21 protein-coding genes, 2 tRNA genes and 1 pseudogene are annotated in these 21,717 nt (G+C 65.4%); 12 read left to right on the top strand and 12 right to left on the bottom strand.

The window, feature by feature from the left end; all coding sequences use genetic code 11:
- A complete protein-coding gene (locus ACFQI8_RS03725; protein WP_390242865.1) occupies positions 1 to 561 on the top strand; it encodes a DUF1684 domain-containing protein in 561 nt (186 codons plus the stop codon).
- A gap of 51 nt (positions 562 to 612) precedes the next feature.
- Positions 613 to 801, top strand: coding sequence for a DUF8178 family membrane protein (locus ACFQI8_RS03720; protein ID WP_390242864.1), 189 nt, complete (start codon positions 613 to 615; stop codon positions 799 to 801).
- Positions 802 to 981: 180 nt separating this feature from the next.
- Here the strand turns inward: ACFQI8_RS03720 and ACFQI8_RS03715 are convergent, their stop codons facing one another.
- The 3 genes from ACFQI8_RS03715 to ACFQI8_RS03705 form a co-directional block, all read right to left on the bottom strand.
- On the bottom strand, positions 982 to 1,458 hold the full coding sequence (locus ACFQI8_RS03715) for a type IV pilin domain-containing protein (protein ID WP_390242863.1): 477 nt from the start codon (positions 1,456 to 1,458) through the stop codon (positions 982 to 984).
- Positions 1,459 to 1,887: a type IV pilin domain-containing protein gene (locus ACFQI8_RS03710; RefSeq protein ID WP_390242862.1), complete on the bottom strand. Its 429-nt coding sequence runs from the start codon at positions 1,885 to 1,887 to the stop codon at positions 1,459 to 1,461.
- Between the two features lie 402 nt (positions 1,888 to 2,289).
- The gene (locus ACFQI8_RS03705; protein WP_390242861.1) at positions 2,290 to 6,501 is read right to left on the bottom strand and encodes a TSCPD domain-containing protein; all 4,212 of its coding nucleotides are present in this window, start codon (positions 6,499 to 6,501) and stop codon (positions 2,290 to 2,292) included.
- Between the two features lie 534 nt (positions 6,502 to 7,035).
- Between ACFQI8_RS03705 and ACFQI8_RS03700 the strand changes: the two genes are divergently transcribed.
- The gene (locus ACFQI8_RS03700; RefSeq protein ID WP_004969819.1) at positions 7,036 to 7,248 is read left to right on the top strand and encodes a hypothetical protein; all 213 of its coding nucleotides are present in this window, start codon (positions 7,036 to 7,038) and stop codon (positions 7,246 to 7,248) included.
- 93 nt (positions 7,249 to 7,341) lie between these two features.
- Here ACFQI8_RS03700 and trpG read toward each other — a convergent pair whose 3' ends face one another.
- The 4 genes from trpG to trpD are packed head-to-tail and all read right to left on the bottom strand — an operon-like array spanning position 7,342 to position 11,186.
- On the bottom strand, positions 7,342 to 7,956 hold the full coding sequence (gene trpG / locus ACFQI8_RS03695) for an anthranilate synthase component II (protein ID WP_390242859.1): 615 nt from the start codon (positions 7,954 to 7,956) through the stop codon (positions 7,342 to 7,344).
- Entirely contained in the window at positions 7,953 to 9,527 is a 1,575-nt protein-coding gene (gene trpE / locus ACFQI8_RS03690; protein ID WP_390242858.1) for an anthranilate synthase component I, read from the bottom strand. Before trpE ends, trpG begins: the two co-directional genes overlap by 4 nt.
- Positions 9,524 to 10,189 (bottom strand): phosphoribosylanthranilate isomerase, encoded by a 666-nt coding sequence (gene trpF, locus ACFQI8_RS03685; RefSeq protein ID WP_390242857.1) that lies wholly within the window; start codon positions 10,187 to 10,189, stop codon positions 9,524 to 9,526. The genes trpE and trpF overlap by 4 nt, the downstream gene beginning before the upstream one ends.
- Before the next feature lies 1 nt (position 10,190).
- Entirely contained in the window at positions 10,191 to 11,186 is a 996-nt protein-coding gene (gene trpD, locus ACFQI8_RS03680; protein ID WP_390242856.1) for an anthranilate phosphoribosyltransferase, read from the bottom strand.
- Positions 11,187 to 11,426: 240 nt separating this feature from the next.
- Between trpD and ACFQI8_RS03675 the strand changes: the two genes are divergently transcribed.
- The 3 genes from ACFQI8_RS03675 to ACFQI8_RS03665 all read left to right on the top strand — a co-directional run bounded on the left by ACFQI8_RS03675 (position 11,427) and on the right by ACFQI8_RS03665 (position 12,027).
- Positions 11,427 to 11,501 (top strand) — tRNA-Val (locus ACFQI8_RS03675).
- A gap of 45 nt (positions 11,502 to 11,546) precedes the next feature.
- Positions 11,547 to 11,621: transfer RNA gene (locus ACFQI8_RS03670), tRNA-Val, on the top strand.
- 256 nt (positions 11,622 to 11,877) lie between these two features.
- Positions 11,878 to 12,027 (top strand): hypothetical protein, encoded by a 150-nt coding sequence (locus ACFQI8_RS03665; protein WP_390242855.1) that lies wholly within the window; start codon positions 11,878 to 11,880, stop codon positions 12,025 to 12,027.
- Between the two features lie 2 nt (positions 12,028 to 12,029).
- Here ACFQI8_RS03665 and ACFQI8_RS03660 read toward each other — a convergent pair whose 3' ends face one another.
- The 3 genes and pseudogenes from ACFQI8_RS03660 to ACFQI8_RS03650 form a co-directional block, all read right to left on the bottom strand.
- Entirely contained in the window at positions 12,030 to 12,539 is a 510-nt protein-coding gene (locus tag ACFQI8_RS03660; RefSeq protein ID WP_390242854.1) for a DUF2062 domain-containing protein, read from the bottom strand.
- A 97-nt stretch (positions 12,540 to 12,636) separates the two neighbouring features.
- Positions 12,637 to 13,077 (bottom strand): CBS domain-containing protein, encoded by a 441-nt coding sequence (locus ACFQI8_RS03655; protein ID WP_390242853.1) that lies wholly within the window; start codon positions 13,075 to 13,077, stop codon positions 12,637 to 12,639.
- 4 nt (positions 13,078 to 13,081) lie between these two features.
- A pseudogene (locus tag ACFQI8_RS03650) lies at positions 13,082 to 13,348 on the bottom strand (methyl-accepting chemotaxis protein); the annotation flags it as partial.
- 159 nt (positions 13,349 to 13,507) lie between these two features.
- On the opposite strand from ACFQI8_RS03650, the gene ACFQI8_RS03645 reads away from it, so the two are divergent.
- Complete coding sequence (locus ACFQI8_RS03645) at positions 13,508 to 13,801, top strand: zinc ribbon domain-containing protein (protein ID WP_390242852.1); 294 nt, start codon at positions 13,508 to 13,510, stop codon at positions 13,799 to 13,801.
- Positions 13,802 to 13,846: 45 nt separating this feature from the next.
- Here ACFQI8_RS03645 and sucD read toward each other — a convergent pair whose 3' ends face one another.
- Both sucD and sucC read right to left on the bottom strand, forming a co-directional pair.
- A complete protein-coding gene (sucD, locus tag ACFQI8_RS03640; protein ID WP_390242851.1) occupies positions 13,847 to 14,716 on the bottom strand; it encodes a succinate--CoA ligase subunit alpha in 870 nt (289 codons plus the stop codon).
- Positions 14,713 to 15,858, bottom strand: a complete 1,146-nt coding sequence (sucC, locus tag ACFQI8_RS03635; protein ID WP_390242850.1) for an ADP-forming succinate--CoA ligase subunit beta — start codon at positions 15,856 to 15,858, stop codon at positions 14,713 to 14,715. Before sucC ends, sucD begins: the two co-directional genes overlap by 4 nt.
- Before the next feature lie 474 nt (positions 15,859 to 16,332).
- Between sucC and ACFQI8_RS03630 the strand changes: the two genes are divergently transcribed.
- The 5 genes from ACFQI8_RS03630 to ACFQI8_RS03610 all read left to right on the top strand — a co-directional run bounded on the left by ACFQI8_RS03630 (position 16,333) and on the right by ACFQI8_RS03610 (position 21,575).
- Positions 16,333 to 16,512, top strand: a complete 180-nt coding sequence (locus ACFQI8_RS03630) for a hypothetical protein (RefSeq protein ID WP_390242849.1) — start codon at positions 16,333 to 16,335, stop codon at positions 16,510 to 16,512.
- A gap of 119 nt (positions 16,513 to 16,631) precedes the next feature.
- The gene (locus ACFQI8_RS03625; RefSeq protein ID WP_390242848.1) at positions 16,632 to 17,597 is read left to right on the top strand and encodes an NADPH:quinone reductase; all 966 of its coding nucleotides are present in this window, start codon (positions 16,632 to 16,634) and stop codon (positions 17,595 to 17,597) included.
- A gap of 91 nt (positions 17,598 to 17,688) precedes the next feature.
- A complete protein-coding gene (locus ACFQI8_RS03620) occupies positions 17,689 to 18,396 on the top strand; it encodes an SDR family oxidoreductase (protein ID WP_390242847.1) in 708 nt (235 codons plus the stop codon).
- Between the two features lie 250 nt (positions 18,397 to 18,646).
- On the top strand, positions 18,647 to 19,984 hold the full coding sequence (locus ACFQI8_RS03615) for a sodium-dependent transporter (RefSeq protein WP_390242846.1): 1,338 nt from the start codon (positions 18,647 to 18,649) through the stop codon (positions 19,982 to 19,984).
- Between the two features lie 172 nt (positions 19,985 to 20,156).
- Complete coding sequence (locus ACFQI8_RS03610; RefSeq protein WP_390242845.1) at positions 20,157 to 21,575, top strand: sodium-dependent transporter; 1,419 nt, start codon at positions 20,157 to 20,159, stop codon at positions 21,573 to 21,575.
- Positions 21,576 to 21,717: the final 142 nt, after the last annotated feature.

The following is a 21,717-nucleotide window of genomic DNA, read 5'->3' as shown; positions in this document are numbered from 1 at the left end:
ATGACCGACGACGCGTTCGACGCCGACGCCTACGTCTCCGAACTCCGGGCGAAACGCGAGGAGAAAGACGACTTCTTCGGGTCGCACCCACAGTCGCCGATTCCGCCTGAGGAACGGGACGACTTCGACGGCCTCGACTACTTCGACCCCGACCCCGACTACCGCGTGACCGCGTCGGTCGAGACGCACGCCGACCCCGAGCCGGTGACGATGGACACCTCGACCGACGGCGAGGTCCGGTATCTCCGCGTCGCCACGTTCCACTTCGAACTCCGCGACGCCGACCTCACCCTCGGCGCGTACCGTCAGGAACACGACGACTCGCCGACGCTGTTCGTCCCCTTCCGCGACAAGACGACGGGACAACAGACCTACAACGGCGGTCGGTACATGGAGCTGACGCCCGACGCGTCCCTCGACGAGTTAGACGAGGTCGTCGTCGACTTCAACCTCGCGTACAACCCGTTTTGCGCGTTCACCGACGCCTTCGAGTGTCCGCTTCCCCCCGAGGAGAACTGGCTCGATGTGGTCGTCCCCGCCGGCGAACGGGACTACGAGTAACCGCGACGCGAAAGCGCAAGTTCCATATCGGACGCTTCCGGAGAGACGGACATGGGACTGCTCAGTTCGAAGAAAGCCGTCATCGGGATGGCGCTGATGATCGTCGGGACGCTCGCGATGCTGCCGGGAACGCTACCGAACTCCGCACAGGTGATGTCCTACGCGGTCGTTGTCGGTGCCGGCGGGCTCACCCTCGGAACGTGGCTGGTCGGCACCTCCGAAGAGGGCCGCCCGGTCTGAGACCGGCGCACCCTCTTGTAACGGTGAAGAACCGTCTGTTCTCGCGACGGCGCAGTTCGCCTGTCTGAGCCTGAGCGCGCGTCAGCGACGCGGCCGGACACGCTCCGCGGGAGTGGAGCCACCCGCGGCTCGCGAATCGGTCGGTCGGAAGAAAACGATGCCGCGAAGGCGGTGTTGCGTTCAGGCGTCGGGACCGGACCAACTCTGGAGAGTCGCGGAGTTACTGCCACTCTCGGAGGTCCAGATTACTCGAACAGTCGCGGTCGAGAGGTCGTCGGCCGTCTGCTCAACAACCGTCACTTGACTTCCGGCGGTGATATCCGTCTCCGAATCCGAAGATATCGACTCCCAAGTACCGGTCGTACCGCTCGCCCCGACGAGTTCAGTTCCCGTGGAGTTGTCAAGGGCAACCGTAGAGGTGACGTTGACCTGCGAGGCGTCGATGGAAGTACCGCTTTCGTGGGTGACCGTGAGGGCGGTGCCGTTGTAGTCGAACCCGAAACTCGCCTGCGGAGCAGTGTCGCCGACCTGGTCGCCGAGACCGAGGACGAACGTCCCGATAACGGCCGCGAGAATCACCGTGATGGCGACCATGAGGATAACGCCGATGACCGGCGATACCGCGTCGTCCTCGGCGAGGAGTTGTTTGAAATTCATCTATCCGTTGTAGGTCCACTGCTGGAGCGTGGAGGACGTGCTTCCGCTCTGCGAGTTCCAGATGACGCGAACGGTGTCGCCGTCAGCGAATCCATCAGAGTTGTTTACGACGGCGGACCCACCTGCGGAGATCGGATCGGAGCCACCGTAAGCGGTCCAGTTACTACCGGGATTGCTGAAGTTGCCGGTTACCGTGACCTGGTTTGCGGCAATCTGCTCACCGCTTTCGTGGGTGATGGTCAGGTTGTCGGTGCCGTCGTAATCGAAGCTAAAGCTCGCCTGCGGGGACGTCTCGCTGACCTGGTCGCCGAGTCCGAGGACGAACGTGCCGATGACGGCCGCGAGGATGACTGTGATCGCCACCATCAGGATAACCCCGATGACGGGACTGACTGCACGGTCTTCCGTGAAGAGATGTTTGAGTTGCATGCGTTATGTCCGACACCCGGACGGTATCAGCTCGCCGAAGACACCGGTGGCGCGTCGCTGTCGCGCGACCAGCATCCCTGCCCGGCACCCGTCGCGGTGTGTCCACCCGACCGGTATCTCCGCGATAACTTAAATCTACGTGCCAGATTAATGTGTTATTTCACCTCATGATTCGGGCATTAATATAGTCTTTATATCGTGTTTAAGTCACTAACTACATTCTTCGAGAAACACACGTGAAGGAAATTTGATGTGTCTCGGCGTTCCTCCCGATTCCGACGGGCTCATACGGCGGGTTCGAACGCACCCTGAGACGGACAGTACGGACTCCCGGAGACGGGGACAAAAGAACAGAGCAGAAGAGATACCAGACCGCGACCGCGGGGAGTTACCGCCCCGCGTTCAGCACTCGGACCAGCCGCAGTTCTGACAGGTCTTACAGCCCTCGGAGTAGTAGAGGTCCATCTCGCCGCACTCGGGACACTCGGGGCTCTCGCCCGCCGCGAGCAGGTCCGCGACGGCGTCGTTGTCGGAGCCGTCGTCGACGGCGACGCCGCCGTCGGTGTCCGCGTCCTCGACCGCGGCGGCCTCGGCTTCGACCTCGGTCAGGTTCTGCTGTTGCGGGTAGCCCTTGTCGATATCGCCGTCGAGATACCGCCGCATGGCGGTCCCGATGGCGTCCGGGATGGAGTTGATCTGCTCTCCTTTGTCCCAGGCGACCTTCGGGCTCCGGATGCCCTTCAGCTCGTTCGCGATCTCCTCGGGGTCGACGCCCGAGCGGAGCGAGGTGGAGACGGTCTTGGCGAGCGCCTCGGTGAAGGAGGCGGTGAAACCGCCGGAGTTGCCGATGTTGGCGAACAGTTCGAACGGCTCGCCGTGTTCGTCCTCGTTGATGTTGACGTAGAGCTTCCCGTAGCCGGTGTCGATGCGCTGGGTGACGCCGTACAGCACGTCCGGGCGGGGGCGCTTTTTGCCCACGTCGCTCGGGGAGTCGGCGAAGGCGAGTTCGAGTTCGCTCCCGATGAGGTCCGAGACTTCCTCGGATTCGAGGAACGCCTCCACGTCGCCGAACACGTCGCGAATCTGCGAGACGATGGCCTCGGCGGCCTCCTCGTCGTCGGAGAACTCGGTGTTCTTCGCGCGCGTGGTGAGCACCTGCTTCGAGCGGGTGCCGTCGCGGTAGACGGTGACGCCCTTGCCACCGTGGTCGTAGATGTAGCGGTAGACCTCGTCCATGTCCTCTTTCGAGGCGCTGTTCGGGAAGTTACAGGTCTTCGAGATGGCGGAGTCGACGCCGCTCTGGAGGGCGCACTGGACGCCCGCGTGCTCGATGCCCGCGAGGTCGGAGGTCACGACGAACAGCTCGGAGATGGCGTCCGGGACGGTCGACAGCGAGTCGACACCGTCGAACTCGTTTGCGGCCATCTGCTCTTGGGCCTCGCGCTTGACGGCCTCGACGTCGATGTCGTTGGCCTCCAGCACGCGGAGGAAGTAGTCGTCGAACTCGACGAGCATCTCGTCGCCCTGCACGTCGTCGGAGACGTTCTTGTAGTAGGCGACGTTGTAGATGGGCTCACAGCCGCCGGTGGTGTTCGACACCATCGAGGTGGTGCCCGTCGGCGCGATGGTCGTCGTGTTGTGGTTGCGGATGGGGTAGCCGTCTTCCCAGTCGTCGGCGTCCTCGCCGGTGTGGTGTTCGAACCACTCGCGGTACTCCGTCGGGTTCGCGTACTTCGAGTCTTCCCACGCCTCGAACGGGCCGCGCTCCGCGGCGAGTTCGTGGGAGGCCCGCTTGGACCCGTGGTTGATGTGGGTCATGAGTTGCTGGGCCATCTCGTTGCCCTCTTCGGAGCCGTAGCGGACGCCGAGCTGGATGTACATCTGGGCGAGCCCCATGATGCCGAGGCCGATTTTACGGAGTTCGCGGACCTTCTCCTCGATCTTCTCGACCGGGAAGTCCGACATCGTGACGACGTTTTCGAGGAAGCGCGTGCCGCTTTCGATGCGGTGGTTGAACTCCTCCCAGTCGACGGCGTCTTCGAGGAAGGCGTCCGTCGCGGCCTCCAGCGAGTCGTACTCGTCGCCGTGGGCGTCGTACCAGACGCGCCAGTCGGGCGAGTCCTCCGCGACGAGCGTCGAGAGGTTGATGTGGCCGAGGTTACACGCCTCGTACTCCTCGAGCGGCTGTTCGCCGCAGTTGTGAACGACAATGCCGTTCGCGACGAACGAGTGGGTGTCGGGTTCGGTGAGGTCGTACACGGCCTCGTGTCCGTCTGCCTTGACGGACTCGACGGTGACCTCGAACTGCTCGCTGTACGGTCCGCGGTCGTAGCTGTCGAGCCGCTCTGCCAGCGCGTTGTTCTTCGTCTCGTGGAGGAACCCGATCTCGTCCCGGAATCGGACGAGATTTTCCTTGGCGATGATGAGTTCGTGTCCTGCTTTCGTATCGTACGATTTCATCCCTCCCTTCCCATCGGGGAGTTCTTTCGACCCCTCTTTCTTCCGGTCGGTGAGGACCTTGCTTGCGATGCCGAAGTTGAGGAGTAACTGTTGTGTCTGCTTGAGCAGGTTAGCATCCGTGCTCCAAAGACGGGCCGAGACACCCTTCTCTGGTGTTCCCTGAACGCCTCCGTCGGCGCTGAACAGCCCACGGAGGAACCCGCGAGCCATGTCCTCGCTACCACGCATCACCGCATCGGGAATCTGGAGCTTATTCTCGCCGAGCCCCGATTCGACGGCGTACTCGTACAGTCGCGTCGAGCGGATCCGCTGTTCGACCGCCTGCGGACCACGGTAGCTGTCCGCTCGGTTGATAGTACTCACACCGACAGTGTAGTCACGGTTCTTGTGAGGGTCTCTAACGACAGCGTTGACGTCCGCGGTGAACGATTCAGAAAGCGTCGAGTCGTCGTCGTAAAAGTTCAGTACCGCTCGCTCCTCTTCGTGCTTGAGGTGGCCGTCGCCGACGAGCCAGCCGAGCACGCGACCCTCCTCAGCAGACCCGTGTGACCCGAAGGAACCTTTTCGGTTCTGGATGTGGACCGTGTCGCCGGCGTCGAGGTCTCCGGCTTCGACCCATCCGTCGTCAGTCATGACCCGGTGGTCGACCGTGAGACGTAGTTCGTATCCTTCCTCGGTCGTGAGTTTGTAGACGTCCTTCTCTCCGGTCTTGTAGACGCTACTTGCTTCCTTGACCCGGTCTTCGCTCAGGCGGCCATCGACGACCACGTCGCGAGCGACACCCTGCTCGTACAGCTCTTCGGCCGGGACGAGGCCGCTCTCGGTACTTATCAACGTGTCACCGGTGACGCACGGGTTGGTCGCGAGGATGCGGTGGTCGGGGTGTTTTTCGACGTCGAAGGAGTGCTGTTTGTTCGCGCGTTCGAGGTAGACGACGCCGGGTTCGCCGTTCTCCCACGCGCCCTCGATGATCTGGTCCCAGAGTTCCTTCGCGGGGACCGACAGCACCTCGCCGACCTCGACGTACTCGCCGAGATCGAACATGTCGTAGATCTCTTTCGTCTGGGGCGTGGCGACGTGCGGCTCTTCGGTGCGGGGGTTCGTGAAGACGAACTCCTCGTCGTTGTACAGCGCCTCCATGAAGCCGTCGGTGATACCGACGGAGATGTTGAAGTTCGAGAGGTGGCCCTCGACGGCGTTGCGGAGGTGCTTGGGGACGCGCCCGTCCTCGTCGATGAGTTCGCGTGCCTCGTCGAGCGCGTCGACGAACTTGGTGTGGGTGAAGTCGTCGGGGTCGTTCAGGCGGAGCGTGTGCGCGAGCGACACGTCCTTGTTCTTCGCGTGGAGGAACTGGATGACGTCGGGGTGGCTGACGCGCATGACGCCCATCTGCGCGCCGCGGCGCGCGCCGCCCTGCGCGATGGTCTCGCACATCTGGTCGAACGTCCGCATGAACGTGATGGGTCCGGAGGCGATGCCGCCGGTCGAGCCGACCGCGTCGCCGTAGGGGCGGAGCTTCCAGAAGGCGTAGCCCATGCCGCCGCCGGACTGGAACACCTCGGCGGCCTCCTTGGCCGTCTGGTGGATGTCGGTGATGTCGTCACCGGGCGAGTCGACGAAACAGGCAGACAACTGCTGGAGTTCGTCGCCGGCGTTCATGAGCGTCGGCGAGTTCGGCATGAACGAGAGCTGTTCCATCAGCTCCTCGAACGTCTCGCGCTTCTCGACGACGACCTCGCGTACCTCCTCGGGGAGTTCGGAGACGAGAGTGTCGTAGGCGAATTTGTTGACGTTGTACACCGAGAGCGTCGCCTCGGCCTCGTCGTCGTTGGCCGTGACGCCCTTGCCGAAGACCTCCGCGGCGAGTTCGTCTCGGCGCGGGTGGTCCGGCTTGATAAGGTCGGGCGTGACCGTGATTTCGGTGTCGCGCTTTTCGGCCTCGAAGACGGCCTCCGCGAGCGCGATGTTCTTCGCGACGCGGGGGAACAGGTCCTCCTGCGTCTCGATGAGGTCGCCGTCGGCGTCCTTGCGGAGGTAGCGGGCGGGGAGGATGTTGCTGTAGGCGTTGCCCGTCATCCGCGCTTCGAGAGTCTCGCCTTCGGTCCGCTTGACCGGAAGCACGAGCTCGTCCGTCGAGAGGTTCGCGTCGCTCATCTTACTGTGCCTCCCGCCCGAGCCGCGTTCGGGCGAGGTCGCGTCGATAGTGTCCGGAAATTCCGCTCATTGGTGACGATATTGGTGTGTGTTGCGTGGTTGGTTAAGGGCTTCGAACTCGGAGGTTCGACCGCCGAACGTATCATACTTAGTGCAATTACCCGACGGCCGACGACCGGGTCCGAAGTGCACGGATTCAGACGACGGACGGAAACCACATAACCGTAGGTAGAGCGGAGCGAAAGTGAAATCGTGATGCGAGAAATCGCAAGACGTAGCCGTGATATCCAGTAGAACGTGAGGGGGGAGACGAAGCGTCTGAAACCGTCACATGGTGAACGGTCCCGCATCACCGGAGAGGATATAAAGGAAGACCGGACAGTCGACGGCCGCATAATTATCAGAATTTGTATGTTCTAATTCCGCGGTCGCTCAGGGGTGCCGAAATCCGTCGTTTCGGCCGAAAAGTCACGCCGGAACCGAGCGACGAGACCGCCCACAAGCTTATCCGCTCTACGGGTGTCATATCGGGGTATGGTACTGACTCCCCTCGCGCTCACCCCGCTACAGCTCGGCGGCCTGCTCTCGGGGCCGCTCGGTCAGATGCTCGTGGTGCTCGCGGCCGTCGCCGTCGTCATCCTCGTCGGCCGGCTGTTCCTCAAAGTCGCGTGGCGACTGGTCACCATCGCCGCCATCGTCGTGGGCGCGCTGTTGTTGCTGTCGTTTTTCGGCATCAACGTCCTCTGAGACGACAGTAGAGCCGCCTGTCCGCGACTGAGAAGAGAACGTCGCAGGCGGGAGTCAGCAGTCGCACCTCGACGCGGCCGAATCTGACCCGTCTCAGGCCACGTCGAAGCCGGCGACCGACGTGAGGAAGTTTCTGACGACGCCGTGTCCCGACCCCGTGAGCACGCTCTCGGGGTGGAACTGGACGCACTCGATGGGATACTCGCGGTGACGAACGCCCATCACGAGGGCCTCGCCGTCGTGGTCGGTCGTCGCCGAGACGTCGAAGCAGTCGGGGACCTCCGTGGCGACGAGGGAGTGGTAGCGCCCGGCCGGGAAGCCGTCTTCGAGGCCGCCGAAGACGCCCTCGCCGTCGTGGTCGACCGGGAACGCCTTGCCGTGAATCGGCTCCGGGGCGTGGCCGATGGTTCCGCCGTAGGCGTACACCGCGGCTTCGAGGCCGAGACAGACCCCGAGCGTCGGAATCTCGGTCGAGAGCTCCGCGAGCACGTCGTTCGTCACGCCCACGTCGCGGTCGTTCTTCGGATGCCCCGGCCCCGGCGAGATGACGATGGCGTCGGGGTCGAGGTCGCGTATCTCGTCGAGCGACGCGGTGTTCTTCCGCACCTCGATGTCGAGCGGTTCGCCCTCGACGGTCTGCTCGGAGAAGTACTCCACGAGGTTGTACGTGAACGAATCGAAGTTGTCGACGACGACGAGCCGAATCATTGCGACGCCTCCTCGGTCCCGTACTCGATGCGGCGGACGGCGTCGAGCACCCCACCCATCTTCTGTTCGGTCTCCTCGTACTCCGCGGTCGGGTCGGAGTCGGCGACGATGCCGGCCCCCGCGCGGACGGTGATGGTGTCCTCCGAGCCGCCGGCTTCGAGCGTCGCGGTCCGGATGACGATGGCCATGTCGGCGTCGCCGGTCCACGAGTAGTAGCCGACGCCGCCGCCGTAGACGCCGCGGGGCTCGGCTTCGAGGTCGTCGATAATCTCCATCGCGCGGACCTTCGGCGCGCCGGTGAGCGTCCCCGCGGGGAACGTCACGCGCGTGGCGTCGAAGGCGTCCGAGTCGCCGTCGAGCGTCCCCGAGACGGTCGATTCGATGTGCTGGACGTGGCTGTACTTGATGATGCTCATGAAGTCCTCGACGCGGACGCTCCCGGGCATCGAGACCCGGCGCACGTCGTTGCGGCCGAGATCGACGAGCATCGTGTGCTCGGCGCGCTCTTTCGCGTCCGCGAGGAGTTCGCCGGCGAGGCGGCGGTCCTCGACCGGGCCGGAGCCGCGCTGGCACGTCCCCGCGATGGGGTTGACGACGACGCGGTCGCCGCGCACGGAGACGAGCGTCTCGGGGCTCGCGCCGACGACGCGCCGGTCGCCGTGCCGGAGTAAGTACATGTACGGCGAGGGGTTCACCTCGCGCAGGGAGGCGTACAGGCCGACCGGGTCCACCTGTCCGCGGAGTTTCCGGGTGCGCGAGATGACGCCCTGATAGATGTCGCCGTCGCGGACGTGTTCTTTCGTCTTCCTGACCGCGGCCTCGTAGTCCTCGCGCGAACCGGCGTCCTCGCCGGTCCGCTCGAAGCCGCCGGGCGAGGGGTCGTCCGCCGCGCGGAGCTTCTCGGCGACGCGTTCGGCCTCGGCGACGACGCCGTCGTACACTTCGCCGGGGTCGTCGTCGGGGGTAACGACGGGGGTACAGACGAGGCGGACGGCGTCCTCGCGGTGGTCGAACGAGAGGGTCCGGGTCGTGAGGACGAACTCGGCGTCCGGGTCGTCGGTGTCGGGGCGCTCGCGGCCGACTTCGTCGAGCCAGAGGTCGTAAACGGCCTCGTAGGCGAGGAAGCCGACCAGCCCGCCGGTGAGCGTCTGACGGTCCGTCTCGGGGAAGTTGACGCGCGGGAGGTCCGGGAGCGCGCCGCGCAGGGAGTCGAGCACGTCGCCGTCGCCCGCGCCGACGAACTCCGCGGCGGGACCGCCGAGGTCGGTCACGTCGACGCCGTCGGGGCCGACCGTCACGACCGCTTCTGGGTCGTAGCCGACGAACGAGAAGCGGGCGTGCGAATCGGCGGCGGCCGCGGGCGCCGAGAACGCGCCCTGCGGGTTGCTGGACGAGACCTTCTCGGCGCTCTCCAAGAGGAAGCCGTAGTCGCTTCGGTCGGCGAGCGTCGTGTACGCGGCCAGCGGGTCCACCGACGCGTCGAGGTCGGAAACGAGGTGCGTCACGACCGGTTCGTCCGCGTCGCCGACGAGGTCGACGAACTCCTCGCGGTCGGTGTCGGGAGCCGTCACGCGAGCGCCTCCTCGTGGTCGTCGGACTCCCCGCGAGCCGCCTTCGCCGCGGCGACGAACGCGCGGACCGCGTCGTGGTCCTTGACGCCGCCTGAGGCCTCGACGCCGCTGGCGACGTCGACGCCGTCGGGTTCGACCGTCCGAACCGCCTCGGCGACGTTGTCGGGCGACAGGCCGCCCGCGAGCACCACGGGTACGTCGACCGCTTCGACGAGTTCGCGCGAGGCGTCCCAGTCGTGGGTCTCGCCGGTCCCGCCCGCGCCCGAGGCGGAGGGCGTGTCCACGAGGACGGCGTCGACGACGGGCGCGACAGCGCGTGCGCGGTCGAGGTCGGTGGCGTCCACGACGGGGACGACGCGGACGCCGGTCGCGCGGAGCGAGTCGAGGTCGTCGGCCGCGAACTCGCCGTGGAGTTGGAGCACGTCGGGGCCGACCTCGCGGGCGAGGTCGCGGGCGTGGTCGATGGAGTCGGGCATGGTCACGAGGACGGTTGTGAGGAACGGCGGCGCGGCGGCGAACAGCCCGCGGGCGTGCTCGCGAGAAATCTCGCGGGGCGTGTCCACGGGCACGTCGCAGATGGCACCCACCGCGTCGGCACCGGCCGCGTCGACGGCGTCGAGGTCGGCCTCGTTGGTGACGCCGCACACTTTGACGCGGGTCATCTCACGCCTCCCGGAGCGCGTCGAGTTTGGCTTCCGCGGCACCGGAGTCGATGGCGTCGCGGGCGACCTCGACGCCCTCCTCCAGCGAGTCCGCGAGGTCGGCGACGTAGACGGCCGCGCCGGCGTTGGCGAGGATGAGGTCGCGCTTCGGCCCGGTCACGTCGCCGGTGAGGATGCCTTCGAGGTCGTCGGCGTTCTCCTGCGGCGTGCCGCCGGCGACCGCCTCGATGGGGGCCCGTTCGAGACCGAGGTCGGCGGGCGTGAGCGTGTACTCGGTGATTTCGTCGCCGTCGATTTCGGCGACCGTCGTCGCGTCGTGGAGCGCGATTTCGTCCATGCCGGAGCCGTGGACGACGAGGGCGCGCTCGACGGGCATGTGCGACAGCGACTCGGCGATGAGCGGGACGAGGTCGGCGTCGTAGACGCCGAGGACCTGCGCGTCGGCCCCGGCGGGGTTCGTCAGCGGCCCGAGGACGTTGAATACGGTCCGCATGCCGAGTTCTTTCCGCGGGCCGATGACAGCCTTCATCGCGGGGTGGAACACGGGCGCGAGCATGAAGCCGACGCCCTTGTCATCGATGCACGCCTCGACGGACTCGGGTTCGGCCTCGACGTTCACGCCGGCGACCTCCAGCACGTCGGCGCTCCCGGAAGACGAAGAGACGGAGTAGTTGCCGTGCTTGGCCACCGCCGCGCCCGCGCCGGCCGCGACGAGCGCGCTCGTGGTCGAGACGTTGATGGTGTTGTAGTCGTCGCCGCCGGTGCCGCAGGTGTCGACGAGCGGGCCGCGGTCGGGCTCGATGGTCAGGGCGGCGTCGCGCATTCCCTGCGCGAAGCCCGCGATTTCGGCCTCGGTCTCGCCTTTCGCCCGGAGTGCGGCGAGGAGCGCGCCGATCTGCGCCTCGGTCGCGTCCTCGAAGACCGCCCGCGCGGCGTCGCGCGCCTCCTCGACAGTCAGGTCCGCACCGCCGGTCACACGTTCGATATAATCCTGCATTGGTAATCACCGATGTACTTCTTCGGGTTATGATGTACAAATCCGTACATCGGCTTAAGGGTGTCGGGCTGGCGAAAATCGCCGCCATCGGGCGGTCGCCGCACGGGGTGAATCGACCGCGACGGACGGCGGGACCGCGCTGTGACCCGAATCGCCGCACGTAGTCCGATTCGAAAGCTTAAATTGTAACCCCGGACAACGGAGAGATACGTCCGAACGGACGCGGGAAGCACCGTAACCGGGTTGGTGGTCTAGTCTGGTTATGACACCTCCTTGACATGGAGGAGGCCGGCAGTTCAAATCTGCCCCAACCCACTCCTCTTCCCGCGTTTCGGCGTTCGGCGATGTTCGCAACACACCGGGTTGGTGGTCTAGTCTGGTTATGACACCTCCTTGACATGGAGGAGGCCGGCAGTTCAAATCTGCCCCAACCCACTACTTTCTCGCGACGAATTACCTCCCGAGCACCGCGTAGCGTGTGCTCGGTACCCCGAGTCGCGTGCAATCGTGTCGCGGGTCAGATTTGAACCAGCGAGCAACGTGCGACACCCAGTGTCGCAGTAAAATGACCGGCGGAGCCGTGAGTCGCGTAGCGTTGCGAGTGAGGTTCACGCGAGCGACGCGAGCGTGTTACTCGACACAGCCTCCCGCACCACCCAACCACTATGTCCATCGCCCGCGAATTCCGCCCATGACCCTCCTACAGATTCCCGGCGGTCCGGAACTCGTCATCCTCGCGCTGTTGCTCCTCATCCCGCTCGCGGTCGTCTATCTGGGCTACAAGCTCATCCAGTCGCTCCGGGCGTTCGACGAGGGCAGACAAGAGCGGACACAGCGGTAGCGTCACGACGGCACGTCGGGTCGGGCGTCGTCGCTTCGACTCTCGGCGGCTCCCGTCGGCGACGCCGACCGCTGTCGCTGGTGGTGGAGACGCGCCAGTTGGAGCGTCACCGCGTAGCCGACGACGGCGAGGGCGACGGCGAGAATCGTGTTGCCGACGAGCTGTCGAAACAGGATATCGAGACCGGCGCTGAGCGACACGTCTGCGACTGAGGCCCCCGGAACCGGGCCGAGCAGGTGCGAGCCGAGCCAGAAGCTCGCGCCGTACACCGCCCATTTGACGGGCGGGTTGAACACGACGAGCGTGGCGACGAGCGCGAGTCGGCTCGCCCGCTCGACGAAGTAGGCGATGAGGACGAACAGCGCGAGGGCGGTCCCCGCGGTCGGCATGGCCACGAAGAAGACGCCGAACGCGAAGCTGGCGGCCACCTCGTGAGGTGTGTGGTCCGCCGCGAACGCTCGTTCGAGGCCGGACCTGACGCGGGGACGAATCGACGCGAGACGGTCGTACACTCGTCGCGACTAGAAGCGAGACGTCGTTATCAACGCTTCGCCGATTTGGTTACTGGTAGCAGTCAGCGTGGAACGACTGACGACCGGCGGGCGGCGGTCAGCGGAACCGGCGGTCCGACTCCCACTTGTCCTTGAGTTCTATCATCTGGCCGACGTCGCGGGCCACGTCCGAGAGATGGAAAGCGATGTCCGTGGCGGTCACGATACCGACCATCTCGGAACTGTCGACGACGACGACGAGCTTTTTCACCCGCTTTTCGCGCATCTTCTTGGCGGCCGCACGCGCGGTGGAGTCCGGTCGGACCCACTTGATGGGACTCGACATGACCGCGCGGGTCGGGACCGCCGAAAGCGGCTTCCCGCTCGCCACGCCGGCGCGGAGCGCGTCCGACTCGGTGACGATGCCCGCGGGGCCGCCGTCGGCCGTCACGACGACGCTCCCCGCGCCCTCGCGGAGCATGGTCCGGGCGCAGTCGGCGACGCTCGACCTCAGGTCGACGGTCGCCACCTCGTCGGTCATGATGTCGTCGACGCGCATCTCAGACGTCCGCGGGCATGTCCGCTTTCGCGGCCGTCAGGGTCGCCGAGGACCGCCCGTCGAGCGTGCCCCCGGCGGCGGGGCCGTCGGTGGGGAGGTCGGCGCGGGCGTTCTCGTCTATCGTAGATGCCGTCTGTTGATACTGGACGGCTCCGACGCCGGCGACGTGGACTGAGACGGGCACCATCGCGGCGACGAGCCGCCGCATGTCGGTCTCCGTAATCGCATCAGGAAGCCGTGATTCGGCCTCCAAAACGAGGTTCTCGGCCATTACCGTACCGACTCGAATATGGTGTATAAATCCGCACATTCGAGTATCAAACGAGATACTGGACGACACGACAGACGGCGGACCGACACCGACAGTCGCGAACGCGAGTCGAGCCGACTCGAGCGTCAGCCATACACCCGTTGGGCGCTAGCAGACGGCATGGAAACCGAGTTCCGCCTGCTCGTGGCGGGCTTCTGCATCGTCGCGCCGTCGCTGTTGTTCGTCGGGTTCATCAGACTGCTCGACGCCATGCGCGAGGACGCCCTCGTCGAGCGCATCCTCGACAGGGTCGACGAGGGCAACGGGCCGACCGGAACGGCGCTCGACCCGACGACGTTCCTGCGGTCCGCGCGGGAGCAGTCGCGCCGGCGGACGACGGTCTGTCGGGAGTGCGGCGCGCCGAACGCGACCGACGGCGGGCGCTGTGGGCTGTGCGGGGCGGCGTTGCGATAGGGGCGAAAAAGAACCAACAGGCCGAAAACCGCGTTCGAGGCGGAGTTAGAGGAAGTCTTCGATGTGGTCGGCGACCTCGTTGGGGGTGTCGCCGACGGGGACGCCCGCGTCGTTGAGGGCGGAAATCTTGGACTCAGCGGTACCCGTGCCCGACCCGGAGACGATAGCGCCGGCGTGACCCATGCGCTTGCCCGGCGGTGCCGTGCGGCCGGCGATGAAGCCGGCGACGGGCGTGTCCATGTGCTCCGCGATGAACTTCGCGGCCTGCTCTTCGTCCTCGCCGCCGATTTCGCCGCACATGACGACGGCGTGGGTGTCGGGGTCGTTCTCGAACGCTTCGAGGGCGTCGACGAACGAGGTGCCGATGATGGGGTCGCCGCCGATGCCGATGGCGGTGGTCTGGCCGATGCCGCGCTCGGTCAGGTTCGAGACGACCTGGTAGGTGAGGGTGCCGGAGCGGGAGACGAGGCCGACGTTCCCCTCCTCGAAGATGTTGCCGGGGAGGATGCCGAGCTTGGACTCGCCGGGCGTGATGATGCCCGGGCAGTTGGGGCCGATGAGGCGCGTGTCGGTCTCCGACAGGCGCTTGTTGACCTTGGCCATGTCCTGCGTCGGGACGCCCTCGGTGATGGCGACGACGAGGTCGAGGTCCGTGTCGAGCGCCTCGAAGATGGCGTCGCCCGCGAACGCCGGCGGAACGAACACGACCGAGGCGTTGGCGTCTTCCTCGTCGACCGCCTCTTCGACGGTGTCGTAGACGGGGATGCCGTCGACGTCCTGACCGCCCTTTCCGGGGGAGGTCCCGGCGACGACGTTCGTGCCGTATTCGACCATCTGCCGGGTGTGGAACTTGCCTTCGCCACCCGTGATACCCTGTACAACCACTCGCGTGTCGTCGTCGACGAAAATGCTCATTGGGACACCTCCTGTGCGTTCTCGACGGCACGCTGGACGGCGTCCTCCAGCGTCCCCTCGACCTGTACGAGGTCCGTGTTCAGAATCTCCATACCCTCCTCGGCGTTCGTGCCCGCGAGGCGGACGACGACCGGCTTGGGAATCTCGTCGAAGCTCTCTAAGGCCTCGTTGATACCCTTGGCGACCTCGTCGCCGCGGGTGATGCCGCCGAAGATGTTGAACACGACGGAGTCGACGTTCTCGTCGGAGAACACCATGTCAAGCGCGTTCGACACGCGCTCTGCTTTCGCGCCGCCGCCGATGTCGAGGAAGTTGGCGGGTTCGCCGCCGAAGTAGTCCACGAGGTCGAGCGTCGTCATGACGAGCCCGGCACCGTTGCCGATGATGCCGACGTTACCCGACAGACGGACGTAGTCGAAGCCGTACTCGCCGGCCTTGGCTTCGAGGTCGTTCTCGTAGGCGTCCTCTTCCATCGCCGCGAGGTCGTCGTGACGGAACAGGGCGTCGTCGTCGATGTTCATGACGGCGTCCGCGGCGACGATGTCGCGGTCCGAGGTAATCATGACGGGGTTGATTTCGATGTCCGAGGCGTCGTTCGACTCGTAGAGGTCGTACAGCGTCGTGAGGAACGAGGCCACGTCGAAGGCCACGTCGCGGGGGATACCCGCCTCGAAAACGACCTTGCGGGCCTGATAGGGGTGCAGGCCGAACGCGGGGTCGATGTGTTCGCGCGCGATGGCATCGGGGTTCTCCTCGGCCACTTCCTCGATGTTGACGCCACCTTCCGTCGAGACCATCGCGACGGGCTTGCCCTCGCTTCGGTCCATCGTGATGCCGACGTACAGCTCGTTCTCGAAGTCGACACCGGCCTCGACGAGCACCCGCTCGACCGTGTAGCCCTTGAGATCCATCCCGAGGATGTCCTCTGCGGCCTGTCGAGCCTCGTCCTCGTCCGTGGCGATTTTGATGCCACCGGCCTTGCCACGCCCACCGACGTGTACCTGCGCCTTGATGGCGGCGGGGTATCCGATCTCCTCGACCGCCTCCATGACCTCCTCTACCGACGACGCGAGACGGGACTCTGGCACCGGAATCCCAGCCTCTGCGAAGATATCCTTCGCCTGGTATTCGTGAAGCTTCATTACCATGCGTGGGAGGGGAAGGCACGCGCTTAAATCCCATTCATCTACGTTCAGGGTCGACGGTGTCAGACTCTCCTAATAGATAACTCGTTTTGCATATATGCATTCTATGAGGGCTGAGCGGCACGCGTAGGGTCAAATCAACCCGAAGCTCTGGATAGGAAAACACTTTTGGGTATATGCAATCTAAAGCGCATACAGAGATGAACCCAGATACGCTGGATCTAATCAGCAAGAACATCGAGAGGAACCACGACAAATACGTGGCAATGGGTTCGCCCGGTGAGGTCGCCGAGGACCGAGTCTAAGCTAAAATCCGTTTTCCCGACCGTGGTTGATTACGCTTCGTAACTGTTTGAGCGTCGGCTTCATCGACATACGATTCTCGCAGTCCAAGAGGAAGTTTCGGAAATAGCGATGCCAACTAACGTATAGTTCGTCTTTCAGCCACAGGGAATTGTATTTCACATCCGAATGGAGGCCACGAATTATCTTGGAATGCAGTACGGCACGCTCAATATGATCTCCGGGCCACTCCTCGTCGGGAAAGTCGACATCGTTCTGCTTCAGCAAGCGGCATTGAAGCCGAATTACGTTCTCTCGAAACCGGTCCTCCGCGAGGTCCTCGGGCGTGGAAACCCCACGCTCTACTAGCCGGTTCAAGAGTTGTTTCTCGGAGAGATACATTGGACCGTCTCGTTTCTGCCATGGCGCGAGGTTTCGGTCCATAGTGTAGGGAAAATACGTAATAGGATAAGAACTTCTGTGTAACTATGCGCGCTGTCAGATTCCACGACCACGGCGGACGCGACGTGCTTCAGGTAGACGACATCGACACGCCCGAGCCGGCGGCGGGCGAGGTCCTCGTCGAAGTCGCGGCCGCGGGCGTCAACCCCGTCGACACGTACTTCCGGGAAGGCTCGTACCAGCCGTTCGCGATGCCGATGATTCCCGGCATCGACGTGGCCGGGACGGTCGCGGCGGTCGGGGCCGACGTGACGGGATTCGCGGAGGGCGACCACGTCGTCGGCACCGGCATCGGCAAGGATCATTACGGCGGCTACGCCGAGTTCGCGGCCGTTCCGACCGACCGCCTCGCGGTCCTCTCGGACGACGTGAACCTCGTCGCGGCCGGCGGCGCGGGCGTCGCCGGCGTCACCGCGTGGCGCGCCCTCGTCGACCACGGCGGCATACAGCTCGGCGACACGGTGCTGATTCACGGCGGCTCCGGCGGTGTGGGTCACGCCGCGGTCCAGCTCGCCGCGGCGTCCGGCGCTCGCGTCATCGCCACCGCCGCGCCCGACTACCACGACCGGGTATCCGAACTCGGCGCGGACGTGGTCCTCGACTACGACCGCGACGACCTCGCCGACGCCGTCGTGGACGCCGCGACGGGCGACGGCGTGGACCTGACGCTCGACCACCGGTTGGACGATTACCTCCAGTTCGACGCCGACGTGGCCGCCCACGGCGGTCGCATCGTCGGCATCGGCGAGAACGACCCCGAAGTCGGTTTCGACCTGTCGTCGGCCGCTCGGGGGAAGGACCTCTCGTTGACGATGATGAGCATGTTCAACACGCCCGACCTCTCCGCGCCCCTGCGCGAACTCGCCGGCCAGATGGGCGCGGGCGAGTTCGAAATCGACGTGGCGCGGACCTACGACCTCGACGAGGCCGCCGAGGCCCACCGCGCCGTCATGGAAGACAGCTTCCTCGGCAAGTTAGTCATCACGCCCTGACGGCGACGCTGAAGGGTGACGACGCGGCCGGTCGCCGCCGGGCGCACAGCCGCGACCGAGTTATGTTCCGTGCGCACGTATCGCACAGCGTATGGACGTGATATTCGACTTCGACGGAACCGTAGCTCTCGTGACCGGTGCGAGCGGCGCGCTCGGCGGCGCAGTCGCCCGCGCGTTCTACGAGGCGGGCGCGTCAGTCGCGGCCGCGGACGTGGTCGAACCCGACGACGAAGACGGCTTTTTCGAGGCCGAGGACGTTCGATTCTACGAGGGAGACTTCACCGACGAGGACGACGTGGCGCGCGTCGTCGACGCGGTCGTCTCCGACTTCGGCCGCCTCGACCACCTCGCCAACATCGCCGGGACGTGGCGCGGCGGGACGCCGGTCGATGAGACGGACGCGGACACCTTCGACTTCCTGTTCGACGTGAATCTCAAGACGATGTTCCTCGCGTCGAAACACGCGGTTCCGCATCTCCGCGAGACCGAGGGGTCCGTCGTGAGCGTCTCGGCCCGCTCGTCGCTGGAGGGCGGCGAGGGCGACGGCGTCTACCGGGCGTCGAAGGCGGGCGTCCGCCTGCTCACGGAGACCATCGCCGAGGAGAACCGCGGGGTCGTGCGCGCGAACGCGGTCATGCCGAGCGTCATCGACACGCCGATGAACCGCGAGATGATGGCCGACGCCGACTTCGACGCGTGGGTCAAACCGGAGGAAATCGCCCGGACCGTCCTCGCGCTCTGTTCGGACGCGACCCCCGTGACGAGCGGCGCGGCCGTCCCGGTGTACGGCGAGGCCTGAGACGCCCGACTCGTGGCAACACCCGTCACGAGACGGTATGACATTCGTTTCGGTGCGCGCGAATTTTTACGCGGTGCGTAAGGGATTCACGAACACGACACTCGTTAGAAAAATGAGGATATTTGGGGTCTGAATTCGGACGAACGTTCCTCATACTACAGTTGGTTGGAGAATTATGTTGATTTCCCCCCGATATGCGACGGCATACCGCGTCATTTATCACACCCACATCGGCAACAGGGTGGTAGACATGACCGAACGTGAAACGTGGGCAACCAGGGCGGGGTTCATCCTCGCGGCCGTCGGCAGTGCGGTCGGCCTCGGGAACATCTGGCAGTTCCCGTTCAAGACCGCCGAGTTCGGCGGTGCCTCCTTCCTGATCGTCTACCTCGTCGCGGCGCTCGGCATCGGCCTCCCGGCCATCCTCGCCGAGTTCGTCATCGGACGCAAAGCCAACCTGAACACCATCAGCGCCTTCGAGAAACTCGGCTACAAGGAGTGGCGCGTCGTCGGTGCCATCGGCCTGTTCACCGGCTTCTGGATTCTGTCGTACTACAGCGTCGTCGGCGGCTGGGTCCTCCGATACATCGGCGGGAGCCTGACGGGCGCGTACTTCGCCGCCCCCGCGGAGTACTTCGGTCAGGTGTCCGCCGGGATGGAGGCGCTCGCGCTCCACGCCGTGTTCATGGCGCTCGTCGTCGGCATCGTCGCCGCCGGCATCGAAGACGGCATCGAGAAGGCGACGAAGCTGATGGTGCCGAGCATCATCGTCATCCTCGGCGCGCTCGCCGTCTTCGCCTTCACGCTCCCCGGCGCGTCGGCGGGCTACGCGTACTTCCTCTCGCCCGACTTCAACGCGCTGTCGGAGAACTTCGCCGAAATCGTCCCCTTCGCCGTCGGGCAGGCGTTCTTCTCGCTGTCGCTCGGCATGGGCGCGATGATCACCTACGCCTCCTACATCGACGGCGACCAGAGCCTGTTCGGCGACGGTATCACCATCGTCTTCCTGAACAGCTTCGTCGGCATCCTCGCCGGGCTCGTCGTCCTCCCGCTCCTGTTCGCGCAGGGCATCGACCCCAACACGAGCGGCGCGGGCGCGGTGTTCATCAGCGTCGCCGGCGCGTTCGGCGACATCCCCGGCGGCCAGATAATCGGCTTCGTCTTCTTCGCGGTCGTGCTCATCGCGGCGCTCTCGTCGGCGATTAGCCTGCTCGAAGTCGTCGTCTCGTGGGCCATCGACAACTACGACGTGTCCCGCCCGCAGATGGCCGTCGGCCTCGGCGGGACCATCTTCCTGCTCGGCGTCCCCTCGGCCATTGACTCCGCGTGGCTCGGCTGGTTCGACACGCTCGCCTACCAGCTTCTCCTCCCGCTTTCGGTCCTCGGCATCCTCGTCTTCGCGGCGTGGGTCTACGGCGCACCCGCCATCGACGAACTGATGAAGGGGAGCGGACTCGGCGAGGGCGTCGGCCTGACGTGGCTCTGGCTCGCCCGCACGCTCGTCATCGTCGCCGTCGTGGCGACGCTCGCCCTCGGCCTCCAGACGCTGTTCCTCGGCGAGAGCCCGGCTATCATCCCGCCCCTCTGAGGCGGCGAACGGTCCCGCTTTTCGGGCGGTTAGGAATCGTCGATAGCGACGCGTTTTCTTCGACTATTCCACGGCAATTTTCGCTCGTAGACCACCCAAAACCGTTAAATTTCTCCGATGACGTATCGTCGGTCCGAAAGCCCTTTTACCGGTGGACTGGCAATGGGTGTCAATGACACGAGAAACATGGGCAACACGGCTCGGGTTCATCCTCGCGGCCGTCGGGAGCGCGGTCGGCCTCGGGAACATCTGGCGGTTCCCGTGGCAGACCGCAGAAAACGGCGGCAGTGCGTTCCTCGTCGTGTACCTCGGCATCGTCCTCCTCGTCGGCGTCCCCGGACTCCTCGGCGAGTTCGTCATCGGTCGCCGCGCGAAGAAGTCGCCGGTCGGGGCGCTCCGGGACCTCTCGGGGTCGAACAAGTGGGGTATCGTCGGCGCATTCTCGGTCGTCACCGGTATCTCGTTGCTTTCGTTCTACAGCGTCGTCGGCGGGTGGATCATCCGCTATCTCCTCGAAAGCGGGGCCGCGGTCGTCGGCGGGAACCCCGCGTACTTCACGAATCCGGGCCAGTACTTCGGCGGCGTCTCCGCTGGCGTCGACGCGGCGCTCTACCACCTCTTGTTCCTCGGCCTGACCGCGCTCATCGTCTTCGCGGGCGTCCGCAAGGGCATCGAACTCGGCACGAAGGTCATGATGCCCGCCGTGCTCGTCCTCCTCGTCGGCCTCGCCGGCTGGGCCGCGACCCAGCCCAACGCGGCCGCGGGCTACGCCTTCTTCCTCCGGTTCGACCCCTCTGTCATCTCCGAGAACTTCTTCGCCATCCTCGGCCCCGCCGCCGGGCAGGCGCTGTTTACCCTCTCGCTGGGCGCGGGCACGATGATAACGTACTCCTCGTACCTCGGCGAGGACCGGTCGCTCCCCTTCGACGGGAGCGCCATCGCCATTCTCAACACGAGCGTCGGCATCATCACCGGCCTCGTCGTCTTCCCGCTTCTGTTCTCGCAGGGCATCAACCCGACCGAGACCGGCACCGGACCGGGCGCGCTGTTCGTCGGCCTCGCCGGGGCGTTCTCGCAACTCCCCGCGGGGACGCTCATCGCCACCGCGTTCTTCGCCGTCGTGACGCTCGCGGCGCTGTCGAGTTCTATCAGTATGCTCGAAATCCCCGTCGCGTTCCTCGTCGATGAGTACGGCGTCTCCCGCCACCGCGCCGTCGCCGGGATGACCGGGGTCGTCGCCGTCACCGGAACCGTCTGCGCGTTCAACCCGGGCATCTTCGGCTTCGTCGCCGGGCCGCTCGTGAACGTCCTCCTGACCGCCGGCCTCGCCGCGTTCCTCCTGTTCGTCGGCTGGGTCATGGGACGCGAGGCGCTCGAAGAGTTCGCCGCGGGCGCGGGCGACTTCGGAAAGTCCCTCGGAACGCCGTGGCTCTTCGCCGTCGGCGTCGTCCTCCCGCTGTTCCTCGTCTTCACGCTCCTCACGCACTTCGGCGTGGACACGACCATCGGCTTCTGGCCGACCGTCGCCGTCGCCGTCGTCGGGTCCGCCGCCGCCTTCTTCGGCCTTCGACAGCCCGACTCGGTCGTCTGAGCGGCGACCTCTCCGCCGCGTTCGAGCGGCGACTCGCCTCCGAACCCTCCGTTTTCCGCGACGCGACCGCGAGAAGCGGTCCGCGCCTCCGCCGACAACTGTGATGATTGTTCCACCTATTATTCGACAACTGTCGAAGTAA

Source organism: Haloferax chudinovii, assembly GCF_042663345.1.
Lineage (GTDB): Archaea > Halobacteriota > Halobacteria > Halobacteriales > Haloferacaceae > Haloferax > Haloferax chudinovii.
Note: the sequence above shows the minus strand (reverse complement) of the source record. Positions and strands in the feature narration are given on the sequence as shown.